Below are 16,477 nucleotides of genomic sequence, written 5' to 3'. Positions count from 1 at the left end.
CAACCAAGGATGCCGGATGCTTCCATCGAGCTTATAGCACGCACATTCGATTTCCGCCGGGCGGCCGCCCTCTTCACCCGAACGAGTGGCGGCGCCGGTGCTCCGCCGCAGGTCCGGCGGGTGCGGGGCCTGGCCGCAGAGGCCCGGAACCCCCTAGGGTCGGCGCCATGATCGACCATGTGCGTGACATCGCCTCCGTGCGCGAGGCGACCGACCGGCTCATCGAGGCCGTCTCCTCCTGGGACAACGCGGCACTCGCCGAACCGTCACTGCTCCCCGGCTGGACCCGCGGCCACGTCCTGGCCCACCTCTCCCGCAACGCCGACGCCCTCGTGAACGTCCTCCAGGGCCTGCCGATGTACAAGGACGCCGAGACCCGCGACGCCGACATCGAGCGCGACGCCGGCCGGCCGCTCGACGTCCAGCTCGCCGACCTGCGGGCCTCCGCCGACCGCTTCGAGAAGGTCTGCGGCGAGCCCGCCGACTGGGAGCGCACGGTGGAGCTGCGCAACGGCGTCACCGACCGGGCCGCCAGGGTGCCCTTCCGCCGCTGGGTGGAGGTGGCCCTGCACCACGTGGACCTGGGCGCGGGCTACGGGCTCGGCGACCTGCCCGAGGAGTTCCTGCTCCGGGAGATCGACTTCCTCGCCGACCGCTGGTCCGGCCGCCCCGAGGTGCCACCGGTGACCCTGCGCACCCCGGACGGCACCGGCCGCGGCACGACCGGCGGCGCCGACGGGACCCCGGTCACCGTCACCGGCCCGCTCGACGAGCTCCTGGCCTGGCTGGCCGGGCGCGGCGACAAGGGCGCGCGCCTGACCACCGAGGGCGGCCCGCTCCCCGAGCTCCCGCCGCTGTAGCAGCAGTTGCCGTCCCGGTCACCGCCCGCGTGTCGGTGGCCGGGGCTAGGCTGAGGCCATGACGTACAGCGGAGTGGTGAAGGTCGGCGGTCCTGCGGACGTGCACGAGCTGAGCGAGTTGATGATCTCGAAGGTCGCGGTCGGCCCGATGGACAACAACGCGTATCTGCTGCGCTGCCGGGCGACCGGCGAGCAGCTGCTGATCGACGCGGCCGCCGAGGCCGGCACCCTGCTCACGCTGATCGGCGACGACGGCATCGCGGGCGTCGTCACCACCCACCGGCACGGCGACCACTGGCAGGCCCTCGCCGAGGTCGTCGCGGCCACCGGCGCCCGTACGTACGCGGGCGCGTACGACGCGGAGGGCATCCCCGTGGGGACCGACGAGCTGCTGGACGACGGCGACACGGTCCGGGTGGGCCGGGTCGAGCTCACCGCCCGGCACCTGGTGGGCCACACCCCCGGCTCGATCGCCCTGGTCTACGACGACCCGCACGGCCACCCGCACGTCTTCACCGGCGACTGCCTGTTCCCGGGCGGCGTCGGCAACACGTGGAAGGACCCGGAGGCCTTCGCGAGCCTGATCCACGACGTGCAGACCAAGCTCTTCGACGTGCTCCCGGACGAGACCTGGGTCTACCCGGGCCACGGCAGGGACACCACGCTCGGTGACGAGCGCCCGCACCTCGCGGAGTGGCGCGAGCGCGGCTGGTGAGTGCCGTGCGCGGGCGGTGACCCGCGCGTCACCTCCGCGCGCCCCCGTAACCGGGGCGCCGCGCGGGTAGTTGGCGCGACATGCACCAGCACGAGCACCAGCACCACAGTCACCCTCCGTCGATGGCGAGGCTCGCCGCCGCCTCGCTCGTCGGCACCGCCATCGAGTTCTTCGACTTCTTCGTCTACGGGACGGCCGCCGCGCTCGTCCTCGGCCCGCTGTTCTTCCCGACCTTCTCGCCCGTCGCCGGCACCCTCGCCGCCTTCGGCACCTTCGCCGTCGGCTTCCTGTCCCGGCCGCTCGGCTCGATCGTCTTCGGTCACGTCGGCGACCGCCACGGGCGGCGTCCGGTCCTGTTCGCCTCGCTGCTGCTGACCGGCTGCGCGACGGTCGCGGTCGGCTGCGTCCCGGCCTACGAGTCGATCGGTGTCGCCGCACCCGTGCTGCTGCTGGTGCTGCGCTTCCTGCAGGGCCTCGGCCTCGGCGGCGAGTGGGGCGGGGCGGTGCTGCTGACCGCGGAGCACGCGCCGGAGCGGCGGCGGGCCCTGTGGGCGAGCTTCCCGCAGATCGGCCCCGCGGTCGGCTTCCTGCTGGCGAACGGGGTGATGCTGGCGCTGACCGCCGGACTGAGCGACGCGGACTTCCGCTCCTGGGGCTGGCGGGTGCCGTTCTGGGCCGCGGGGCTGCTCGCCGCGGCGGGGCTCGCGCTGCGCTCCTCGCTCGCGGAGACCCCGCAGTTCGAGGAGCTGGCGGCCGAGGGCCGGCGGGCGACCGCGCCGCTGTCCGAGGTGGTGCGCGGCCACTGGCGCCTGGTGCTGCTCACGGCGGGCGCGCTGGCCGTCGGCTACGCCGTCTTCTACACGGTCTCGACCTGGGCGCTGGCCTACGGCACCGAGCGGCTCGGGGTGTCCAGCACGGTGATGCTGACGTGTGTGATGGCGGCGGTGGCGATCAAGGGCGCGGCGACGCCGTTCCTCGCGATGCTGGGCGACCGGTACGGGCGCCGGACGCTGTGCCTGGCGGGCTGCGCGGCCTCGGCGCTGTGGATGTTCCCGATGGTGGCGCTGCTGCACACCGCGCGCCCGCTGCTGATGTTCCTCGGTTTCCTGGGCTCGCTGCTCGCCTTCATCACGATGTTCGCCGTGGTGGCCGCGTACCTGCCCGAGCTGTACGAGCCGCGGGTGCGCTGTACGGGCGCGGCCGTCGGCTACAACCTGGCGGGCGTGCTGGGCGGCGCGCTCACCCCGATCGTGGCGACGGCGGTCTCGGGCGGCGGCTCGGGTCCGCCGTGGGGCGTCGCGGCCTATCTGACGGTGGTGGCCCTGGTGAGCCTGGGCTGCTTCGCGCTGCTTCCCGAGACGCTGCCGGCGCGCGCGGCGGTGCCGGAGCCGGAGCGCGCGCCCGCATAGCTGCCTTCCGGCTCCGGCTCCAGCTCCAGCTCCAGCTCCGGCTCCGGCTCCGGATCTCTCACGACGGTGACCCGGCGCCCCTGACAGCGAGGCCGGTGACGGACGGCGCTGCCCCCCAACCTGATGGGGGGCAGCGCCGTCGTCACCGGCTGCAGGGGCCGACGGCCGCGAGGCTCAGGCCTCGACGCTCTCGCGCTCCGGCCCCTCGGCCGCCTCGCGCTGCGCCTGCTTCTTCGAGGCGATCAGGCTCGTGATCGTGGTGACGACCAGGACACCGCAGATGACGGCGAGCGAGAACGGGATGGAGATCTCGGGGACGTGCACCCCGGACTCGTGCAGGGCGTGCAGCACCAGCTTCACGCCGATGAAGCCGAGGATCACCGACAGGCCGTAGCTGAGGTGGACCAGCTTCTTCAGCAGACCGCCGATGAGGAAGTACAGCTGCCGCAGACCCATGAGGGCGAAGGCGTTGGCGGTGAAGACGATGTACGGGTCCTGGGTGAGGCCGAAGATCGCCGGGATGGAGTCGAGGGCGAACAGCACGTCGGTGGTGCCGATCGCGAGCATGACGACCATCAGCGGGGTCAGCACCCGCTTGCCGTTGTTGCGGATGAAGAGCTTGGTGCCGTGGTAGCGGTCGGCGACGCCGAACTTCTTCTCGATGGACTTGAGGAGACGGTTCTCCTCGAACTCCTCTTCCTCGTCGTCGGCACGCGCCTCCTGGATGAGCTTCCAGGCGGTGTAGATGAGGAACGCGCCGAACAGGTAGAAGACCCAGGAGAAGCTCGCGATGATCGCGGCGCCGGCGGCGATGAAGATCGCACGGAGGACCAGGGCGATCAGCACGCCGATGAGCAGCACGCGCTGCTGGAGGTGGGAGGGCACCGAGAACTTCGCCATGATCAGGACGAAGACGAAGAGGTTGTCGACGCTGAGCGACTTCTCGGTGATGAAGCCGGCGAAGAACTCGCCCGATGCCTGGCTGTTGCCGAAGACCATCAGGCCGATGCCGAACAGCACCGCGAGGACGATCCAGACGATCGTCCAGATTCCGGCTTCCTTGACCGACACGTCATGGGGCTTGCGCCCGATGAAGAAGTCGACCGCGATCAGGGCGCTCAGACCGAGAATGGTCAGCACCCACAGGGTCACAGAAACGTCCACTGCGCCTCCGGCTCGTACGGCTGCCGAGACAGCCTCGTCGTTTGCCGGAGGTCTCTTCCACCCGGAACGAACCGGGCCGGCGCCCCGGGATCAGGTGTCCGACCTGTCCGTATTGACGGGTACGCCGCGTGCAGGGAGTACTCCCCTCCGCTCCGAGAAGACTACCCGAAGAACCAAGGGAAGGTAAAGAGAAGGGTAAAGCGGACCCAAAAGCGCTGCTCAGTGGCCGCCCGGCCCCCATTGACCACGGGCGTCGGCCAGCCGGCCGAGCACCTGCCGCAGCACCGCGCTCCCCGCCGGGAAGGCCGGCGGCTCGTACGTCCAGGCGTGCCCCACCCAGGGGTCGGCGAGGTGGTCGTCCGGGACCGGGGTGAGCCGCATGAGGGAGCGCCACAGCGGGTCGAGCACCGGCCCGTACGCCGCCGCGTCCGCCCGGTCCGCGACCAGCAGCAGCTGGGTGCCCACGGCGGGGCCTTCATCGGCCAGGTAGCGCAGCTGGTTGACCGCCCGGTCGTCGAAGCCGTGCGGGAAGTCGTGCACGACGAGCAGCTCCTCGGCGGTGTCCAGGCCGGGCGGCAGCTCCTCCGAGGCGCCGGCCCGCGCCGCCATCTGCAGCAGGTCGACCCGCTCGGTGAGCTGGTTCAGGACGGCCGAGACCCCGGCCGCGCCGGCGGCCGGCGGGCCCGCGAGCACGCCGTACTCGACGAGCGGAGCGAAGGCGGCCGCGCCCGCTCCCGCCGCGTCGATCACCCGGACGCGGAAGGATCCCGCCGGGTGCACGGCGAGCAGCCGCGCCACGTGGGCGACGGCGCTGTCGAGGGCGAGCCGGCGCAGCTCGGCCTCGTCGAGCAGCCCGGCCGCCGCCGACTGGCCGCGGCCCGAGTCCACCCAGAGCCCGCGGGCGAGCGGCAGGCGGGCCAGGAACGGGACGCGCAGGCCGGTGGCCTCGGGGAGGTGGAGGTCGCCCAGCCGGACGGCCATCGGCGCCTCCATGGGCACCCGGTAGGCCGGCCAGACGGGGCTGTCCCAGCGGGCGTAGGCGGCGGGCAGCGCGGGCTCGACCACCTCGGACTCGGCGACGAGCTGGGCGAGGTCGCGGTCCAGGGCCTCCTGGGCGCGGGCGGTGAGCTCGTCGTGCTTGGCCTTGGCGGCCGCCCTGGCGGTGTCCCCCGCGCCGCCGGTCCGGCTGCTCGGGTCCGACAGGACCCGGTCGAGCTCCTGGTCGAGCCGGTTCTCGGCGAAGCGGCAGGCGCTGCGGTACGCGGCGGTGGCGCGGGCCAGGTCCTCGAACATGCCCCACACCTGGTTGTAGAGCCGCTCGTCCATGGACCAGCCGGCGGCGTCGCCGGCGACCGGGGCCGGGAAGCCGGCGGGTGCCGAGGCCGGCTGCGGCCCGGGGGCCTGCGGGGAGCCGGGGGCGGGTTGCGGGGCGGCCGAGGGCGCCGGGCGGCGGCTCGGGTGGGTGTAGTCGATCGGCCCGCCGACGGCGGGCGGAGGCGGCGGGACCGGCGGCTGGGCGGGAGGCTGGGCCGGGGTCTGGTGGGGAGGCTGCGCGGCGCTCTGGGCGGTCTGGTGGGCGCGCTCGCCCTCGGGGACCCGGTCGGCGTCCGGGACGCGCGGCGGCGGGGCCGCGACCGAGCGGGCCAGTCCCTGGGCGACCGCGTCGAGCACGGCACCGGCGAGTTCCGCGGAGCGGTCGAGGCCCTGGTCGGCGAGGAGCGCGGCGAGCCCGCCCTCGTAGCCCTGGCCGACGGCCCGCACCTTCCAGGCGCCCTGGCGGCGGTAGAGCTCCAGGGCGACGAGCGCGGACTCCCGGTCGAGGCCGGTGATCGTGTAGCCGGCGACGGCGGCGCCGTCGGGTCCCGTCACCGTGACGACGGGTGCGGCCGAGGCGCCGAAGCGCGTGGGGCCGCCCGCGCCGACGGGCAGGGCGAGGAGCACGGAGACCCGGTGGACGGTGTCCCGCACCGCCTCCAGGTCGACCGCGAGCCGGTGGGCGGTGGCGGCCTGGCGGGGCACCTCGATCCCGGGGAGTGCGGCGGACCCGGGGTGGGCCAGGGCCTCGGGGCCCGCGATGCGGCCCTCCTCGTCGCCGAGGGTGGCCGCGGCGAGGACCGGATGACCGGCCGAGACCCGGATCTCCAGGCGGGTGTGGGGCAGGGGGCGGTTCTGCCCCCGGACCAGCTCGGCGGTCATCTGCTCCGTCTCTCCGTACGAACGTGGGCGCTGCGGCGCCGGGTTACAGGACCGGGAAGATGGCCGGCATCAGGTCCTGGAAGGTGCGGCCGTTGGCCGGGTTGCCCAGGGCGGTCATCTGCCAGCCGGAACCGGCCCGGTGCACCTTGGCCATGATCTGGGCGGTGTACGCGCCGCCGCCGTTGAGCGTGTAGCGGGCCAGCTCCTGGCCGTTGGTCTCGTCCACGAGGCGGCAGAACGCGTTCTGCACCTCCTGGAAGGTCTGACCGGTGAACGAGTTCACCGTGAAGACGATCGAGTCGATGTGGACGGGGACCCGCTGGAGGTCCACCAGGATCGCCTCGTCGTCGCCGCCCTGGCCGACACCGCCGACGAGGTTGTCGCCGGTGTGGCGGACGGAGCCGTCGTCGCTCACCAGGTGACGGAAGAACACCACGTCGACCGGCTGCTTGTCGGCGAAGAGGACGGCGGAGGCGTCCAGGTCGATCTCGCGCGTGCGCGAGCCGAACAGGCCGCGGCGGGGCGCCGCCTGCCAGCCCAGTCCCATCCGGACGGACGTGAGACTGCCTCCGCCCTGCTTCTCCAGGCTGATGGCCTGCCCCTTGGTCATGTTGACCGTCACGCGCTGCCCCTCTCATCGGTGTGAGCAGCACCTTACGCAGGGGCACTGACAACGTGCCCGGAGCGGCCCTGTTTTGTGTCGGTCTTGCAACACACAGGGCCGCTTCCGGGACTTCGCCGGCAGGCGGCGGCCGGCCGCCGCACGGCGCACCGGCAGGCCGTCAGACCGTCAGGCCAGTCCGGCCTCCTTCATCTGGCGCAGCTCCTTCTTGAGCTCCGACACCTCGTCGCGGAGCCGGGCGGCGACCTCGAACTGCAGCTCGGCGGCGGCGGCCCTCATCCGCTCGGTCATCTCCTCGATGATCCCGGCCAGTTCGGTCGCCGGACGGTCGCCGAGCTCGACCGTCGAGCCGGCCTTCGCGCCCTTGCCCTTCGGCGTGTGGGCGGCGAGCGACGGCACCGGGGACTTGGCGCCCTTGCCGTCCTTCCCACCCTTGCGGTAGCCGGTGCCGAGCAGCTCCTCGGTGTCGATCTCCTCGCGGGCGATGGTCGCCACGATGTCGTTGATCTTCTTGCGGAGCGGCTGCGGGTCGATCCCGTTGGCCTTGTTGTACGCGATCTGCTTCTCGCGGCGCCGGTTGGTCTCGTCGATGGCCTGGGCCATCGCCGGGGTGACCGTGTCGGCGTACATGTGGACCTGGCCGGAGACGTTACGGGCGGCGCGGCCGATGGTCTGGATGAGCGAGGTGCCGGAGCGCAGGAAGCCCTGCTTGTCGGCGTCGAGGATGGCGACAAGGGAGACCTCGGGCAGGTCGAGGCCCTCACGGAGCAGGTTGATGCCGACCAGCACGTCGTACTCCCCGGAGCGGAGCTCGCGCAGCAGCTCGATGCGGCGCAGGGTGTCGACGTCGCTGTGCAGGTAGCGGACCTGGATGCCCAGCTCCAGGAAGTAGTCCGTGAGGTCCTCTGCCATCTTCTTGGTGAGGGTGGTGACCAGGACCCGCTCGTCGCGCTCGGTGCGCAGCCGGATCTCGTGCACCAGGTCGTCGATCTGGCCCTCGGTGGGCTTGACGACGACCTCGGGGTCGACGAGGCCGGTCGGGCGGATGATCTGCTCGACGAAGCCGTCGGAGCGGGAGAGCTCGTAGGTGCCGGGCGTGGCGGACAGATAGACGGTCTGGCCGATCCGCTCCTGGAACTCCTCCCACTTCAGCGGGCGGTTGTCGAGCGCCGAGGGCAGCCGGAAGCCGTGGTCGACGAGCGTGCGCTTGCGGGAGGCGTCGCCCTCGTACATGGCACCGATCTGCGGGACGGTGACGTGCGACTCGTCGATGACGAGCAGGAAGTCCTCGGGGAAGTAGTCGAGGAGGGTGTTGGGCGGGGAGCCGGGCTGACGGCCGTCGAAGTGCATCGAGTAGTTCTCGATGCCGGAGCAGGAGCCGATCTGGCGCATCATCTCGATGTCGTAGGTGGTGCGCATGCGCAGCCGCTGGGCCTCCAGGAGCTTGCCCTGCTTCTCCAGCTCCTTCAGCCGCTGCTCCAGCTCGCGCTCGATGTCGTTGACCGCACGCTCCATGCGCTCGGGGCCCGCGACGTAGTGGCTGGCGGGGAACACGTACAGCTGCTGGTCGTCGCTGATGACCTCGCCGGTGAGCGGGTGGAGCGTGGACAGCGCCTCGATCTCGTCGCCGAACATCTCGATGCGGACGGCGAGCTCCTCGTAGACCGGGAAGATCTCGATGGTGTCGCCGCGGACCCGGAAGGTGCCGCGGGTGAACGCCAGGTCGTTGCGGGTGTACTGGATGTCGACGAAGCGGCGCAGCAGCTGGTCGCGGTCGATCTCGTCGCCGACCTTGAGGGAGACCATGCGGTCCACGTACTCCTGCGGGGTGCCGAGACCGTAGATGCAGGAGACGGAGGCGACCACGACGACGTCGCGGCGGGTCAGCAGCGAGTTGGTCGCGGAGTGGCGCAGCCGCTCGACCTCCTCGTTGATGGAGGAGTCCTTCTCGATGTAGGTGTCGGACTGCGGGACGTACGCCTCGGGCTGGTAGTAGTCGTAGTACGAGACGAAGTACTCGACCGCGTTGTTCGGCAGGAGCTCGCGGAACTCGTTCGCCAGCTGGGCGGCCAGCGTCTTGTTCGGCGCCATCACCAGCGTGGGGCGCTGGAGCTTCTCGATCATCCAGGCGGTGGTCGCCGACTTGCCGGTGCCGGTGGCGCCGAGCAGCACGACGTCCTTCTCGCCCGCGCCGATGCGCCGCTCGAGCTCGGCGATGGCCGCGGGCTGGTCGCCGCTGGGCTGGTAGGGGCTGACGACCTCGAAGGGCGCCACCGTACGTTCGATCTTGGAAACGGGCCGCATGCAACCACCGTACGACCCGGCACTGACAGCCGGGGTGCGATCGGCCCGGCGGCGGGCCGATCGGGGCCGCCGCCGGTCCGCCGCTACCAGTCCTGGGAGCGGTACGTGCCGCGCTGCACGCCCCGGCGGCCGGAGCGTTCGGCGGGGCGCGCGGAGGACCAGTTCGCGGGCTCCCCGTAGGCGGGGGCGCGGCGCGGCGCGGGCACGCCGGGCGCGCCGTGGCGGTAGCCGCCGCGGGCGGTGGGCCGCTGCCAGTCCGGCTCGCCCATGACGAGCAGCGGGTCGAACATGACCACGACGGCGGCGAGCAGCAGGAAGACGGCGGGGCCGATCAGCATCGGCAGCAGCAGCGAGGTGGCGGTGTCCCCGGTGCCGGGCGCCGGGGTCCCGTGCAGGTTGACGTCGACGGCCGCCATGGCGGTGTAGTGCATGCCGCTGACGGCGAGCCCCATGACGAGGCTCGCGCCGAGGCTGGCCAGGAAGCCGTGGACGGAGACGGCGGCCCACAGGGAGGCTGTGGCGGCCACGACGGCGATGACCACGGACAGGGCGACGGTCAGGGTGTCGTAGGTGATCTGCCCGTGCAGCCGCATGCCGGCCATGCCCAGGTAGTGCATGGTGGCGACGCCGAGCCCGGTGATGGTGCCGCCGGTGACCAGGGTGAGGGTGGTCGCGCCGCGGTAGCCGACGATGAAGATGCCGATCCCCACCATGAGGATGGCGACGCCGAGGCTGGCGAAGGTGATGGGCCGGTCGTAGCTGATCGGGGCCTGCCGGACCGAGAAGCCCATCATGGCGATGAAGTGCATCGTCCAGATGCCGGTGCCTATTGAGGTGGCTCCCAGCGCGAGCCAGCCGGCCTTGAAGGTGTCGCGGTGCCGCAGCGATCTGGTGGTGCAGCGCAGACCCAGGGCGCCGCCGAGGCAGGCCATGAGGAAGGCCGCCACCGGCGTGACAAGTCCGTAGCTGAATCCGTCGACCGTGCCCTGCATGAGCGTCCGTCCTCCACCCGTGGTGCAACGTCGTCCGAAAACAGTCGGTACCGCTGAGTAGTGCTACCGGATTATGGCGTCCACCACGGCCCTCCGGCCACGGGGTCCGCGAATTGGGCGGACCGCTGTCGGTGCCGGGTCGTACGGTGGGCCGCATGGAACACGAGAAGGCGCGGACGGACCGCGTCACCGGGCGGGTGGAATGGGCCGTGCTGCCCAGTGCCATCGGTCCCCTGCTGCTCGCCGCGACCGACCGCGGGTTGGTGAACGTGACGTTCCACGCCGACGGGCGGGTCCGCGAGCGGGCCCTGGAGCGGCTGGCCGGAGTGCTCCGCGCGGAGCTCGTGGCGGACGGATCCGGTCGGCTCGCCGAGCCGATACGGCAGCTCGCGGCCTACTTCGACGGGGAGCTGCGGAGCTTCGACGTCAAGCTGGACTGGTCGCTGGTGACCGGATTCAACCGTCAGGTGCTGCGGGAGCTCGCGGACTCCGTCCCGTACGGGACGGTGGTGGGGTACGGCGAGCTGGCCCGCCGGGTGGGCCAGCCGACGGCCGCGCAGGCCGTCGGGTCGGCGATGGGCGCCAATCCGCTGCCGCTGGTGGTGCCGTGCCACCGGGTGGTGGAGAGCGACGGCGGGATCGGCGGCTTCGGCGGCAGCGTGGAGACCAAGCGCCGGCTGCTGGCCCTGGAGGGCGTGCTGCCGGAGCCGCTGTTCTGAGCGACGGCTGTGCACGGGGGGCGGGCTCGTGGCCGGTGACGCCCGGCTGTCGGCCGTCGGCTGAGCTGGTGGCGGCGCGCGGTGGCCGGCCGAGCCGGTTGCGGCGGCCGGTCCCGGTGGCCGGCCCGGTGGCGGGCGGGGGGCGGTCGCGCTGGTTGCGGTGGTCGGGGAGGGCTGCGGTGGTCTGGGCGTTCCCCCTGCGTGGGACGGCTGGCACTATGCGTAAGTGACCAACAGCCCGGACGCTCCTGACGCAGTGCGCTCACCCGCCCCAACGGCCACCTCTGCGGCCTCCCCCGCGATATCCGCAGTCTCCGTGACCTCCGGGACCTCCGCGACCCCCGCCCCGATATCCCCTGCCCGGCTCCCCGCCGTCCGGCGCCGGATACGGGCGGTGCTGATCGCCACCCAGATCCTCGGCGGGCTCGGCATCGCCATCGGCGTCGCGCTCGCCGCCGTGCTCGCCAAGGACGTCAGCGGTACGGAGGCACTGTCGGGCCTCGCGTCGACCGCCACGGTCTCGGGGCCCGCGCTGCTCGCGATGCCGCTCGCCTCACTGATGGCCCGCCGCGGGCGGCGCGCCGGGCTGGTCCTGGCGTACCTGGTGGGGGCGCTCGGCGCGGGAGTCGTGGTGCTCGGCGCCGTCGTCGGCAGCTTCCCGCTGCTCCTGGCGGGGCTCGTGGGCTTCGGGGCGGGCTCCTCGGCCAACCTGGCCGCACGGTTCGCCGCGGCGGACCTCGCCGAGCCCGACCGGAGGGCCCGGGCCATCTCGACCGTGGTGTGGGCCACCACCATCGGCGCCGTCCTCGGTCCCAACGTCGCCGCTCCGGCCGGCCGGAGCGTGTCCGGCCTCGGCATCCCCGCCGCGGCCGGGCCCTTCGTGTGGGCGGCCGGCGTCTTCGTCGTCGCCGCCGTCATGGTGGCGCTGCTGCTGCGCCCCGACCCGCTGCTGACCGCACGGGCGCTCGCGGGCCCCGAGGAGGCCGAGGGCGCCGACGGCCGCTCCCTGAAGGCCGGGCTGCGCGCCGTACGGGCGTCCTCACGGGCCCGGCTCGCCCTGGTCACCGTGGCCGGCTCGCACACCGCGATGGTGTCGATCATGTCGATGACGCCGGTCGCGCTCAGCCATCACGGCGCCGACATCCGGCTGATCGGCCTGGTGATCAGTGGTCACATCGCCGGCATGTACGCCTTCTCGCCCGCGATGGGCTGGCTGTCCGACCGGATCGGGCGGCTCTCCGTGATCGGCCTGGCGGTCGCGCTGATCACCACGGCGGCGCTGCTCGCGGGCACGGCCGGGGCCGGTCACGGACAGGTGGCGCTCGGACTGTTCGTGCTCGGGCTCGGCTGGTCGGCCGGCCTGGTCTCGGGCTCGGCGCTGCTGACCGACTCCGTCCCGCAGGCGGCCAGGGCCGCCGTCCAGGGGCTCTCCGACTTCATCATGAACACCTCGGCCGGTCTCGGCGGTCTCGCCGCCGGTCTGATCGTCTCCCAGGCGGGATACGGCTGGCTGAACGCGGTCGGCGCCTGCCTGCTGCTGCCGATGACGCTGCTGGTGCTGCGCAGCGCGTTCCGGCGCGCCTGAGCCGTCGGACCGGCCTGACGGGCCTGACGGGCTCGACCGGCACCCGACCGGTCTTACGGGTCCGAGCCGTCCGGCCGGCCTTCATCGCGGCACGACCGGGGACGTCGCCCCTGCCGCCACCCGGCGTGGCGAGCCCGTGCCGTCGGCGGGCACGCTCCACACCGCGCCCTCGTGGGCGTACGCGATGGTGCCCGGGCCGGTCCAGGACGCCTGGTCGTCGACGGAGCGCCGCTCAGCCGACGGGTGCTCGCGGAGCGTGGCCAGATCGAGGACGAACAGCCGCCATGGTGCGCGCGGATCGCCGGAGACCTTCTTCTTGTAGGCGATGCGGGTGCCGTCCGGGGACAGTGAGGGGCACTCGACGTTCTCCTTCAGCGCCCGCGCCGACCAGTTGCCCAGGTCGCCCTCGACGAGGTACGTGCGTCCGCCGGTGGCGACGGTGGCGTAGAAGCGGTTGTCGTCTCGGGCGAAGGTGACGCCCCAGTAGTTGACGTCGGGCGCGTGGTGGCGGCGCCCGTCGAGGGTGAGCGGGATCTGCTCGATGTTCTTGATCAGGTAGCCGGTGCGCAGGTCGAGGATCGAGGTGCGGGTAGAGAAGGCGGAGGTGGCGTAGGAGTCGCCGGTCGCGAAGGTGGTCCAGGCGAGCACCCGGCCGGAGGCGGACACCCGGGCACGGTTGGGGATGCCGGGGAGGCTGATGCGCCGCTGCTCGCGCAGCCGCCGGTCGAGCACGAGGACGTACGAGCGGGCCGGCACCCCGGGGCGCAGCTGGAGGCAGAGCGCGGTGTCCCCGGCGGCGTGGAAGCGGTCGCAGCGTGGCCCGAGCGCCACCCGGCCCCCGGGCGCGGTGGCGTCCAGGCGGGCGACGCGCCCGCTCGCGGTGTCGCGGAACCAGAGCGCGCCCGGGGAGCCGTCGTCGAGGGTGAACCCCGCGTCGGCCCCCGCCTCGGCGGCACTCGCGTGACGGCCGGCGGCGGCGTGCCAGGTGTACGCGCCGGCCGCGCCGGCGAGGAGCAGGAAGCCGAGAACGAGCGTCCACAGACGGCGGTGCCGGGTCATGACGTCTCCTTCCGATCGGGCGGGCGGGACGGCGACGGCTGGTGGCGCGCCTGCGGCTCATGGCGCGCTTGCGGCTCATGGCGCTCAAGCGACTCGTGGCACGCTTGCGGCTCCGGCCGGCGGTCCGGCTCCGGCCGGCGGTCCGACTGCGACCTGCGGTCCGGTCCCTCCAGCCGCTCGGGCGGCAGCAGCCGCGCCGCGCAGCACAGGGCGAGCGCGAGGCCGCCGAGTGCCAGGACGAGGGCGGTGCGCGGCCCCCACAGCGTCCAGGCGGCCCCGAAGCCCGCCGCCGCGGCCACCTTGGCGAGGGCCTGGGCGGTCTGGACGAGGGCCAGTCCGCTCGCCCGGCGCGCGGCCGGCAGCAGCGGTCCGGTGAGCGCCATCAGAACGCCGTCGGTGGCGGCGTAGAACACGCCGAGCAGCAGCGGGACACCCACCAGCAGCAGCGGGCCGGGCAGCGGGGCCAGGAGCAGGCCGAGGGCGAGGAGCAGGGCCCCGTGCCCGTACAGGAAGGGGCGTCGGCGGCCGCCCCGGTCGGCGAGCCGCCCGGCCGGTACCGCGAGCAGCAGATAGGCGGCCGAGGCGCCGAGCGGCAGCAACGGGAACCAGGTGGCCCCGAGTTCGGTCCGCCGCTGGAGCAGCAGGTAGAGGAACCCGTCGCCGACGGTGGCCGCGCCGAGCAGCGCGGCGGCGAGCACGACCCGGCGCACCGCGGGCAGCCGGAGCGGGGCGCGGGCCGCGAGGTCGCGGACGCCGTGGGACGCGCCCACGGCGGTCCGACGCGGTCCGCCGGGGACGAGCACGACGAGCAGCAGCACGCCGAGCAGCCCGGTGCAGAAGCTGACGACGAACACGGCGTCGTACGCGTCGGCGGTGGCCCACAGGATCGCGAAGGCGGCGAGCGGGCCGAGCAGGGCGCCGGTGGTGTCCATGGCGCGGTGCACGCCGAAGGCGCGGCCGAGGCCGTCGGGCGGGCTGTCGAGCGTGATGAGGGCGTCGCGCGGCGCGGTGCGGATGCCCTTGCCCAGCCGGTCGGCGGCGAGCGCGGCGGCGATCGGGCCGGTCGCGCCGCCCGCGAGCAGCAGGCCGAGCCGGGAGCAGGCGGAGAGGGCGTAGCCGACGCCGGCGACGCGCTTGTGCCGGCCGCTCCGGTCGGCGGCGTGCCCGCCGACGAGCCGTACGAGGGCGGTGGCGCCGGTGAAGAGCCCGTCGAGGAAGCCGAACTGGAGCGGGGTGAGGCCGAGGCCGAGGACCAGGTAGAGCGGCAGGACGGCGGTCACCATCTCGGAGGAGACGTCGGTGACGAGGCTGACCGTGCCGAGGGCGAGGACGGTGGCGGAGACGCGCCGCCGCGCCCCGGTGGGGGCGGGCGGCACGTCCCGGCGACCGGTGGTCGCGAGGTACATCAGTGGCAGCTGTAGGTCGGGCCGGTGTCCTTGACCTGGCCGTCGGTGCCGACGTACTGCCAGGTGTAGGTGGTGTCGGTGAAGTCCAGCTTCAGCACGCCGTACGGACCGCTGATCCGCTTCTGGCTGTTGGGCTGGACCGTCTCGATCGGGTACGGCTCGGCGCCTCCCATGCCTCCGACGATCTCGACGATGCCGTCGGGGGTGGCCCGGCCGTCGGGGTCCTGGGGGGCGAAGCGCTCGTAGTGGTGGTCGTGTCCGTTGAGGACGAGGTCGGCCTTGGCGGCGTAGAGGATCCGCCAGACGGGCTCGGAGACGGGGTCGTTGCCGTGGCCGCCGGAGGAGTACAGCGGGTGGTGGAAGTAGGCGGCGACGCAGCCCTTGGTGGTGCGGGCGAGGTCGTCCTTGAGCCACTGGATCTGGGCGGGGTCGTCGAAGGAGTTGGAGTCGAGGGCGACGAAGTGCCAGTTGCCGTGGTCGTAGCTGTAGTAGGGCTTGCCCTGGGGGTAGGCGATCGCGCCGAAGTACGACTTGTATCCGGCGAGCGGGCCCGCCGGGTCGTAGGTCTCGTGGTTGCCGGGCACGGGGCGCGTCTTCGCCTTGAAGGCGCCCCAGGTCTTGTCGTAGTAGTTGCGGTAGTCGGACAGCCGGGCGTCGTCGTACTGGTTGTCACCCATCGTCAGGTAGAACGCCGGGTTGATCCGCTGGGCCTGGGCGGCGGTCCTGGGGTGGGCGCAGGAGCTGCTGGAGGCGGTGCACTGCGCGGCGATGTCGCCCGCCGCGACCACCGTGAAGGCGCCGGTGGTGGGCGGGGTCGTGGGCGGCGGGGTGGTGCCGTCGGGCGTTCCGTAGACCTCCACTTCGTAGAGGGAGTAGCCGTACGGGGTGCCGCGGGCGGTGCCGTAGACGCGGACGTGGCGTCCCTTGCCGCTGAGTCCGGTCCAGTCGTCGGTGCCGCCGTTGCCCGCCGTCTCGGTGGCGAGAATGGTCCAGTTGGTGCCGTCGGCGGAGATCTCGACGCGGTAGGCCTTGGCGTAGGCCACCTCCCAGTTGAGGCGGACGCGTGAGACGGAGGCCGTGGTGCCGAGGTCGACGCGGAGCCACTGGGGATCGGAGCCCTCGGCGCTGGCCCAGCGGGTGGCCGGGTCGCCGTCGAAGGCCCTGGCGGGCTCGAAGCCGGTGTCCTCGACGGAGGACGAGGTGGCGGGCCTGCCACGGGAGAGCAGCGGGTCGGCGGCGGCCGCCCGGTCGGGCGCGAGGACCAGCAGGCCGCCGACGAGGAGCAGTACGGCGGCGAGCGTGGCGACGAGGAGGGACGGGGTGGTGCGGCGAGGTGGGGCGGAGGCGTTCAGGCGCATACCTGGGACTCCCTGGCCTGGGGACGGCGAGAGCTGGACACCGGTGCGGACATCGCGGCCCGGCCCGCGTGGCGGGGGGCGCCACGGG

General features: G+C 73.2%; 13 protein-coding genes. 5 read left to right on the top strand and 8 right to left on the bottom strand.

The genetic code is table 11. The features are described 5' to 3' along the window. Nucleotides 1-167 precede the first annotated feature (167 nt). The 3 genes from ACFWJO_RS18640 to ACFWJO_RS18630 all read left to right on the top strand — a co-directional run bounded on the left by ACFWJO_RS18640 (nucleotide 168) and on the right by ACFWJO_RS18630 (nucleotide 2,984). The gene (locus tag ACFWJO_RS18640) at nucleotides 168-860 is read left to right on the top strand and encodes a maleylpyruvate isomerase family mycothiol-dependent enzyme (protein ID WP_386866388.1); all 693 of its coding nucleotides are present in this window, start codon (nucleotides 168-170) and stop codon (nucleotides 858-860) included. 58 nt (nucleotides 861-918) lie between these two features. Continuing rightward, nucleotides 919-1,575, top strand: a complete 657-nt coding sequence (locus tag ACFWJO_RS18635) for an MBL fold metallo-hydrolase (protein WP_386866386.1) — start codon at nucleotides 919-921, stop codon at nucleotides 1,573-1,575. A gap of 122 nt (nucleotides 1,576-1,697) precedes the next feature. Continuing rightward, on the top strand, nucleotides 1,698-2,984 hold the full coding sequence (locus ACFWJO_RS18630; protein ID WP_386866384.1) for an MFS transporter: 1,287 nt from the start codon (nucleotides 1,698-1,700) through the stop codon (nucleotides 2,982-2,984). Between the two features lie 174 nt (nucleotides 2,985-3,158). Here ACFWJO_RS18630 and ACFWJO_RS18625 read toward each other — a convergent pair whose 3' ends face one another. From ACFWJO_RS18625 to ACFWJO_RS18605, 5 genes are all read right to left on the bottom strand, one after another. Next, nucleotides 3,159-4,148 (bottom strand): TerC/Alx family metal homeostasis membrane protein, encoded by a 990-nt coding sequence (locus tag ACFWJO_RS18625; protein WP_386866382.1) that lies wholly within the window; start codon nucleotides 4,146-4,148, stop codon nucleotides 3,159-3,161. Between the two features lie 219 nt (nucleotides 4,149-4,367). After that, nucleotides 4,368-6,344: a TerD family protein gene (locus ACFWJO_RS18620; protein ID WP_386866380.1), complete on the bottom strand. Its 1,977-nt coding sequence runs from the start codon at nucleotides 6,342-6,344 to the stop codon at nucleotides 4,368-4,370. 43 nt (nucleotides 6,345-6,387) lie between these two features. Then, nucleotides 6,388-6,966 (bottom strand): TerD family protein, encoded by a 579-nt coding sequence (locus ACFWJO_RS18615; protein ID WP_384419890.1) that lies wholly within the window; start codon nucleotides 6,964-6,966, stop codon nucleotides 6,388-6,390. A gap of 168 nt (nucleotides 6,967-7,134) precedes the next feature. Further along, entirely contained in the window at nucleotides 7,135-9,270 is a 2,136-nt protein-coding gene (gene uvrB, locus ACFWJO_RS18610; RefSeq protein WP_386866378.1) for an excinuclease ABC subunit UvrB, read from the bottom strand. An 83-nt stretch (nucleotides 9,271-9,353) separates the two neighbouring features. Next, the gene (locus ACFWJO_RS18605) at nucleotides 9,354-10,262 is read right to left on the bottom strand and encodes an MHYT domain-containing protein (protein ID WP_386866376.1); all 909 of its coding nucleotides are present in this window, start codon (nucleotides 10,260-10,262) and stop codon (nucleotides 9,354-9,356) included. Nucleotides 10,263-10,417: 155 nt separating this feature from the next. Between ACFWJO_RS18605 and ACFWJO_RS18600 the strand changes: the two genes are divergently transcribed. Beyond that, the gene (locus tag ACFWJO_RS18600; protein ID WP_384419898.1) at nucleotides 10,418-10,981 is read left to right on the top strand and encodes a methylated-DNA--[protein]-cysteine S-methyltransferase; all 564 of its coding nucleotides are present in this window, start codon (nucleotides 10,418-10,420) and stop codon (nucleotides 10,979-10,981) included. Nucleotides 10,982-11,297: 316 nt separating this feature from the next. Next, nucleotides 11,298-12,566: an MFS transporter gene (locus ACFWJO_RS18595; protein WP_386866374.1), complete on the top strand. Its 1,269-nt coding sequence runs from the start codon at nucleotides 11,298-11,300 to the stop codon at nucleotides 12,564-12,566. 81 nt (nucleotides 12,567-12,647) lie between these two features. On the opposite strand, the gene ACFWJO_RS18590 is transcribed toward ACFWJO_RS18595, so the two are convergent. The 3 genes from ACFWJO_RS18590 to ACFWJO_RS18580 are packed head-to-tail and all read right to left on the bottom strand — an operon-like array spanning nucleotide 12,648 to nucleotide 16,389. Next, complete coding sequence (locus ACFWJO_RS18590) at nucleotides 12,648-13,625, bottom strand: hypothetical protein (RefSeq protein WP_386866372.1); 978 nt, start codon at nucleotides 13,623-13,625, stop codon at nucleotides 12,648-12,650. Further along, nucleotides 13,622-15,031 carry an MFS transporter gene (locus ACFWJO_RS18585; RefSeq protein ID WP_386866370.1) on the bottom strand — a complete coding sequence of 470 codons (1,410 nt, stop codon included), beginning with the start codon at nucleotides 15,029-15,031 and terminating at the stop codon, nucleotides 13,622-13,624. Before ACFWJO_RS18585 ends, ACFWJO_RS18590 begins: the two co-directional genes overlap by 4 nt. Next, on the bottom strand, nucleotides 15,031-16,389 hold the full coding sequence (locus ACFWJO_RS18580; protein ID WP_386866368.1) for a discoidin domain-containing protein: 1,359 nt from the start codon (nucleotides 16,387-16,389) through the stop codon (nucleotides 15,031-15,033). Before ACFWJO_RS18580 ends, ACFWJO_RS18585 begins: the two co-directional genes overlap by 1 nt. Nucleotides 16,390-16,477 lie beyond the last annotated feature (88 nt).

The organism is Streptomyces sp. NPDC127092, assembly GCF_042722475.1.
Classification (GTDB): Bacteria; Actinomycetota; Actinomycetes; order Streptomycetales; family Streptomycetaceae; genus Streptomyces.
This window is presented reverse-complemented; position numbering and strand designations above follow the sequence as displayed.

Bases quoted from the DNA above. Each gene is read 5' to 3' on its own strand.
- ACFWJO_RS18600 (WP_384419898.1), top strand. From the start codon at position 10,418: ATGGAACACGAGAAGGCGCGGACGGACCGCGTCACCGGGCGGGTGGAA.
- ACFWJO_RS18640 (WP_386866388.1), top strand. From the start codon at position 168: ATGATCGACCATGTGCGTGACATCGCCTCCGTGCGCGAGGCGACCGAC.
- ACFWJO_RS18585 (WP_386866370.1), bottom strand. From the start codon at position 15,031: ATGTACCTCGCGACCACCGGTCGCCGGGACGTGCCGCCCGCCCCCACC.
- uvrB (WP_386866378.1), bottom strand. From the start codon at position 9,270: ATGCGGCCCGTTTCCAAGATCGAACGTACGGTGGCGCCCTTCGAGGTC.
- ACFWJO_RS18635 (WP_386866386.1), top strand. From the start codon at position 919: ATGACGTACAGCGGAGTGGTGAAGGTCGGCGGTCCTGCGGACGTGCAC.
- ACFWJO_RS18580 (WP_386866368.1), bottom strand. From the start codon at position 16,389: ATGCGCCTGAACGCCTCCGCCCCACCTCGCCGCACCACCCCGTCCCTC.
- ACFWJO_RS18605 (WP_386866376.1), bottom strand. From the start codon at position 10,262: ATGCAGGGCACGGTCGACGGATTCAGCTACGGACTTGTCACGCCGGTG.
- ACFWJO_RS18620 (WP_386866380.1), bottom strand. From the start codon at position 6,344: ATGACCGCCGAGCTGGTCCGGGGGCAGAACCGCCCCCTGCCCCACACC.
- ACFWJO_RS18590 (WP_386866372.1), bottom strand. From the start codon at position 13,625: ATGACCCGGCACCGCCGTCTGTGGACGCTCGTTCTCGGCTTCCTGCTC.
- ACFWJO_RS18630 (WP_386866384.1), top strand. From the start codon at position 1,698: ATGGCGAGGCTCGCCGCCGCCTCGCTCGTCGGCACCGCCATCGAGTTC.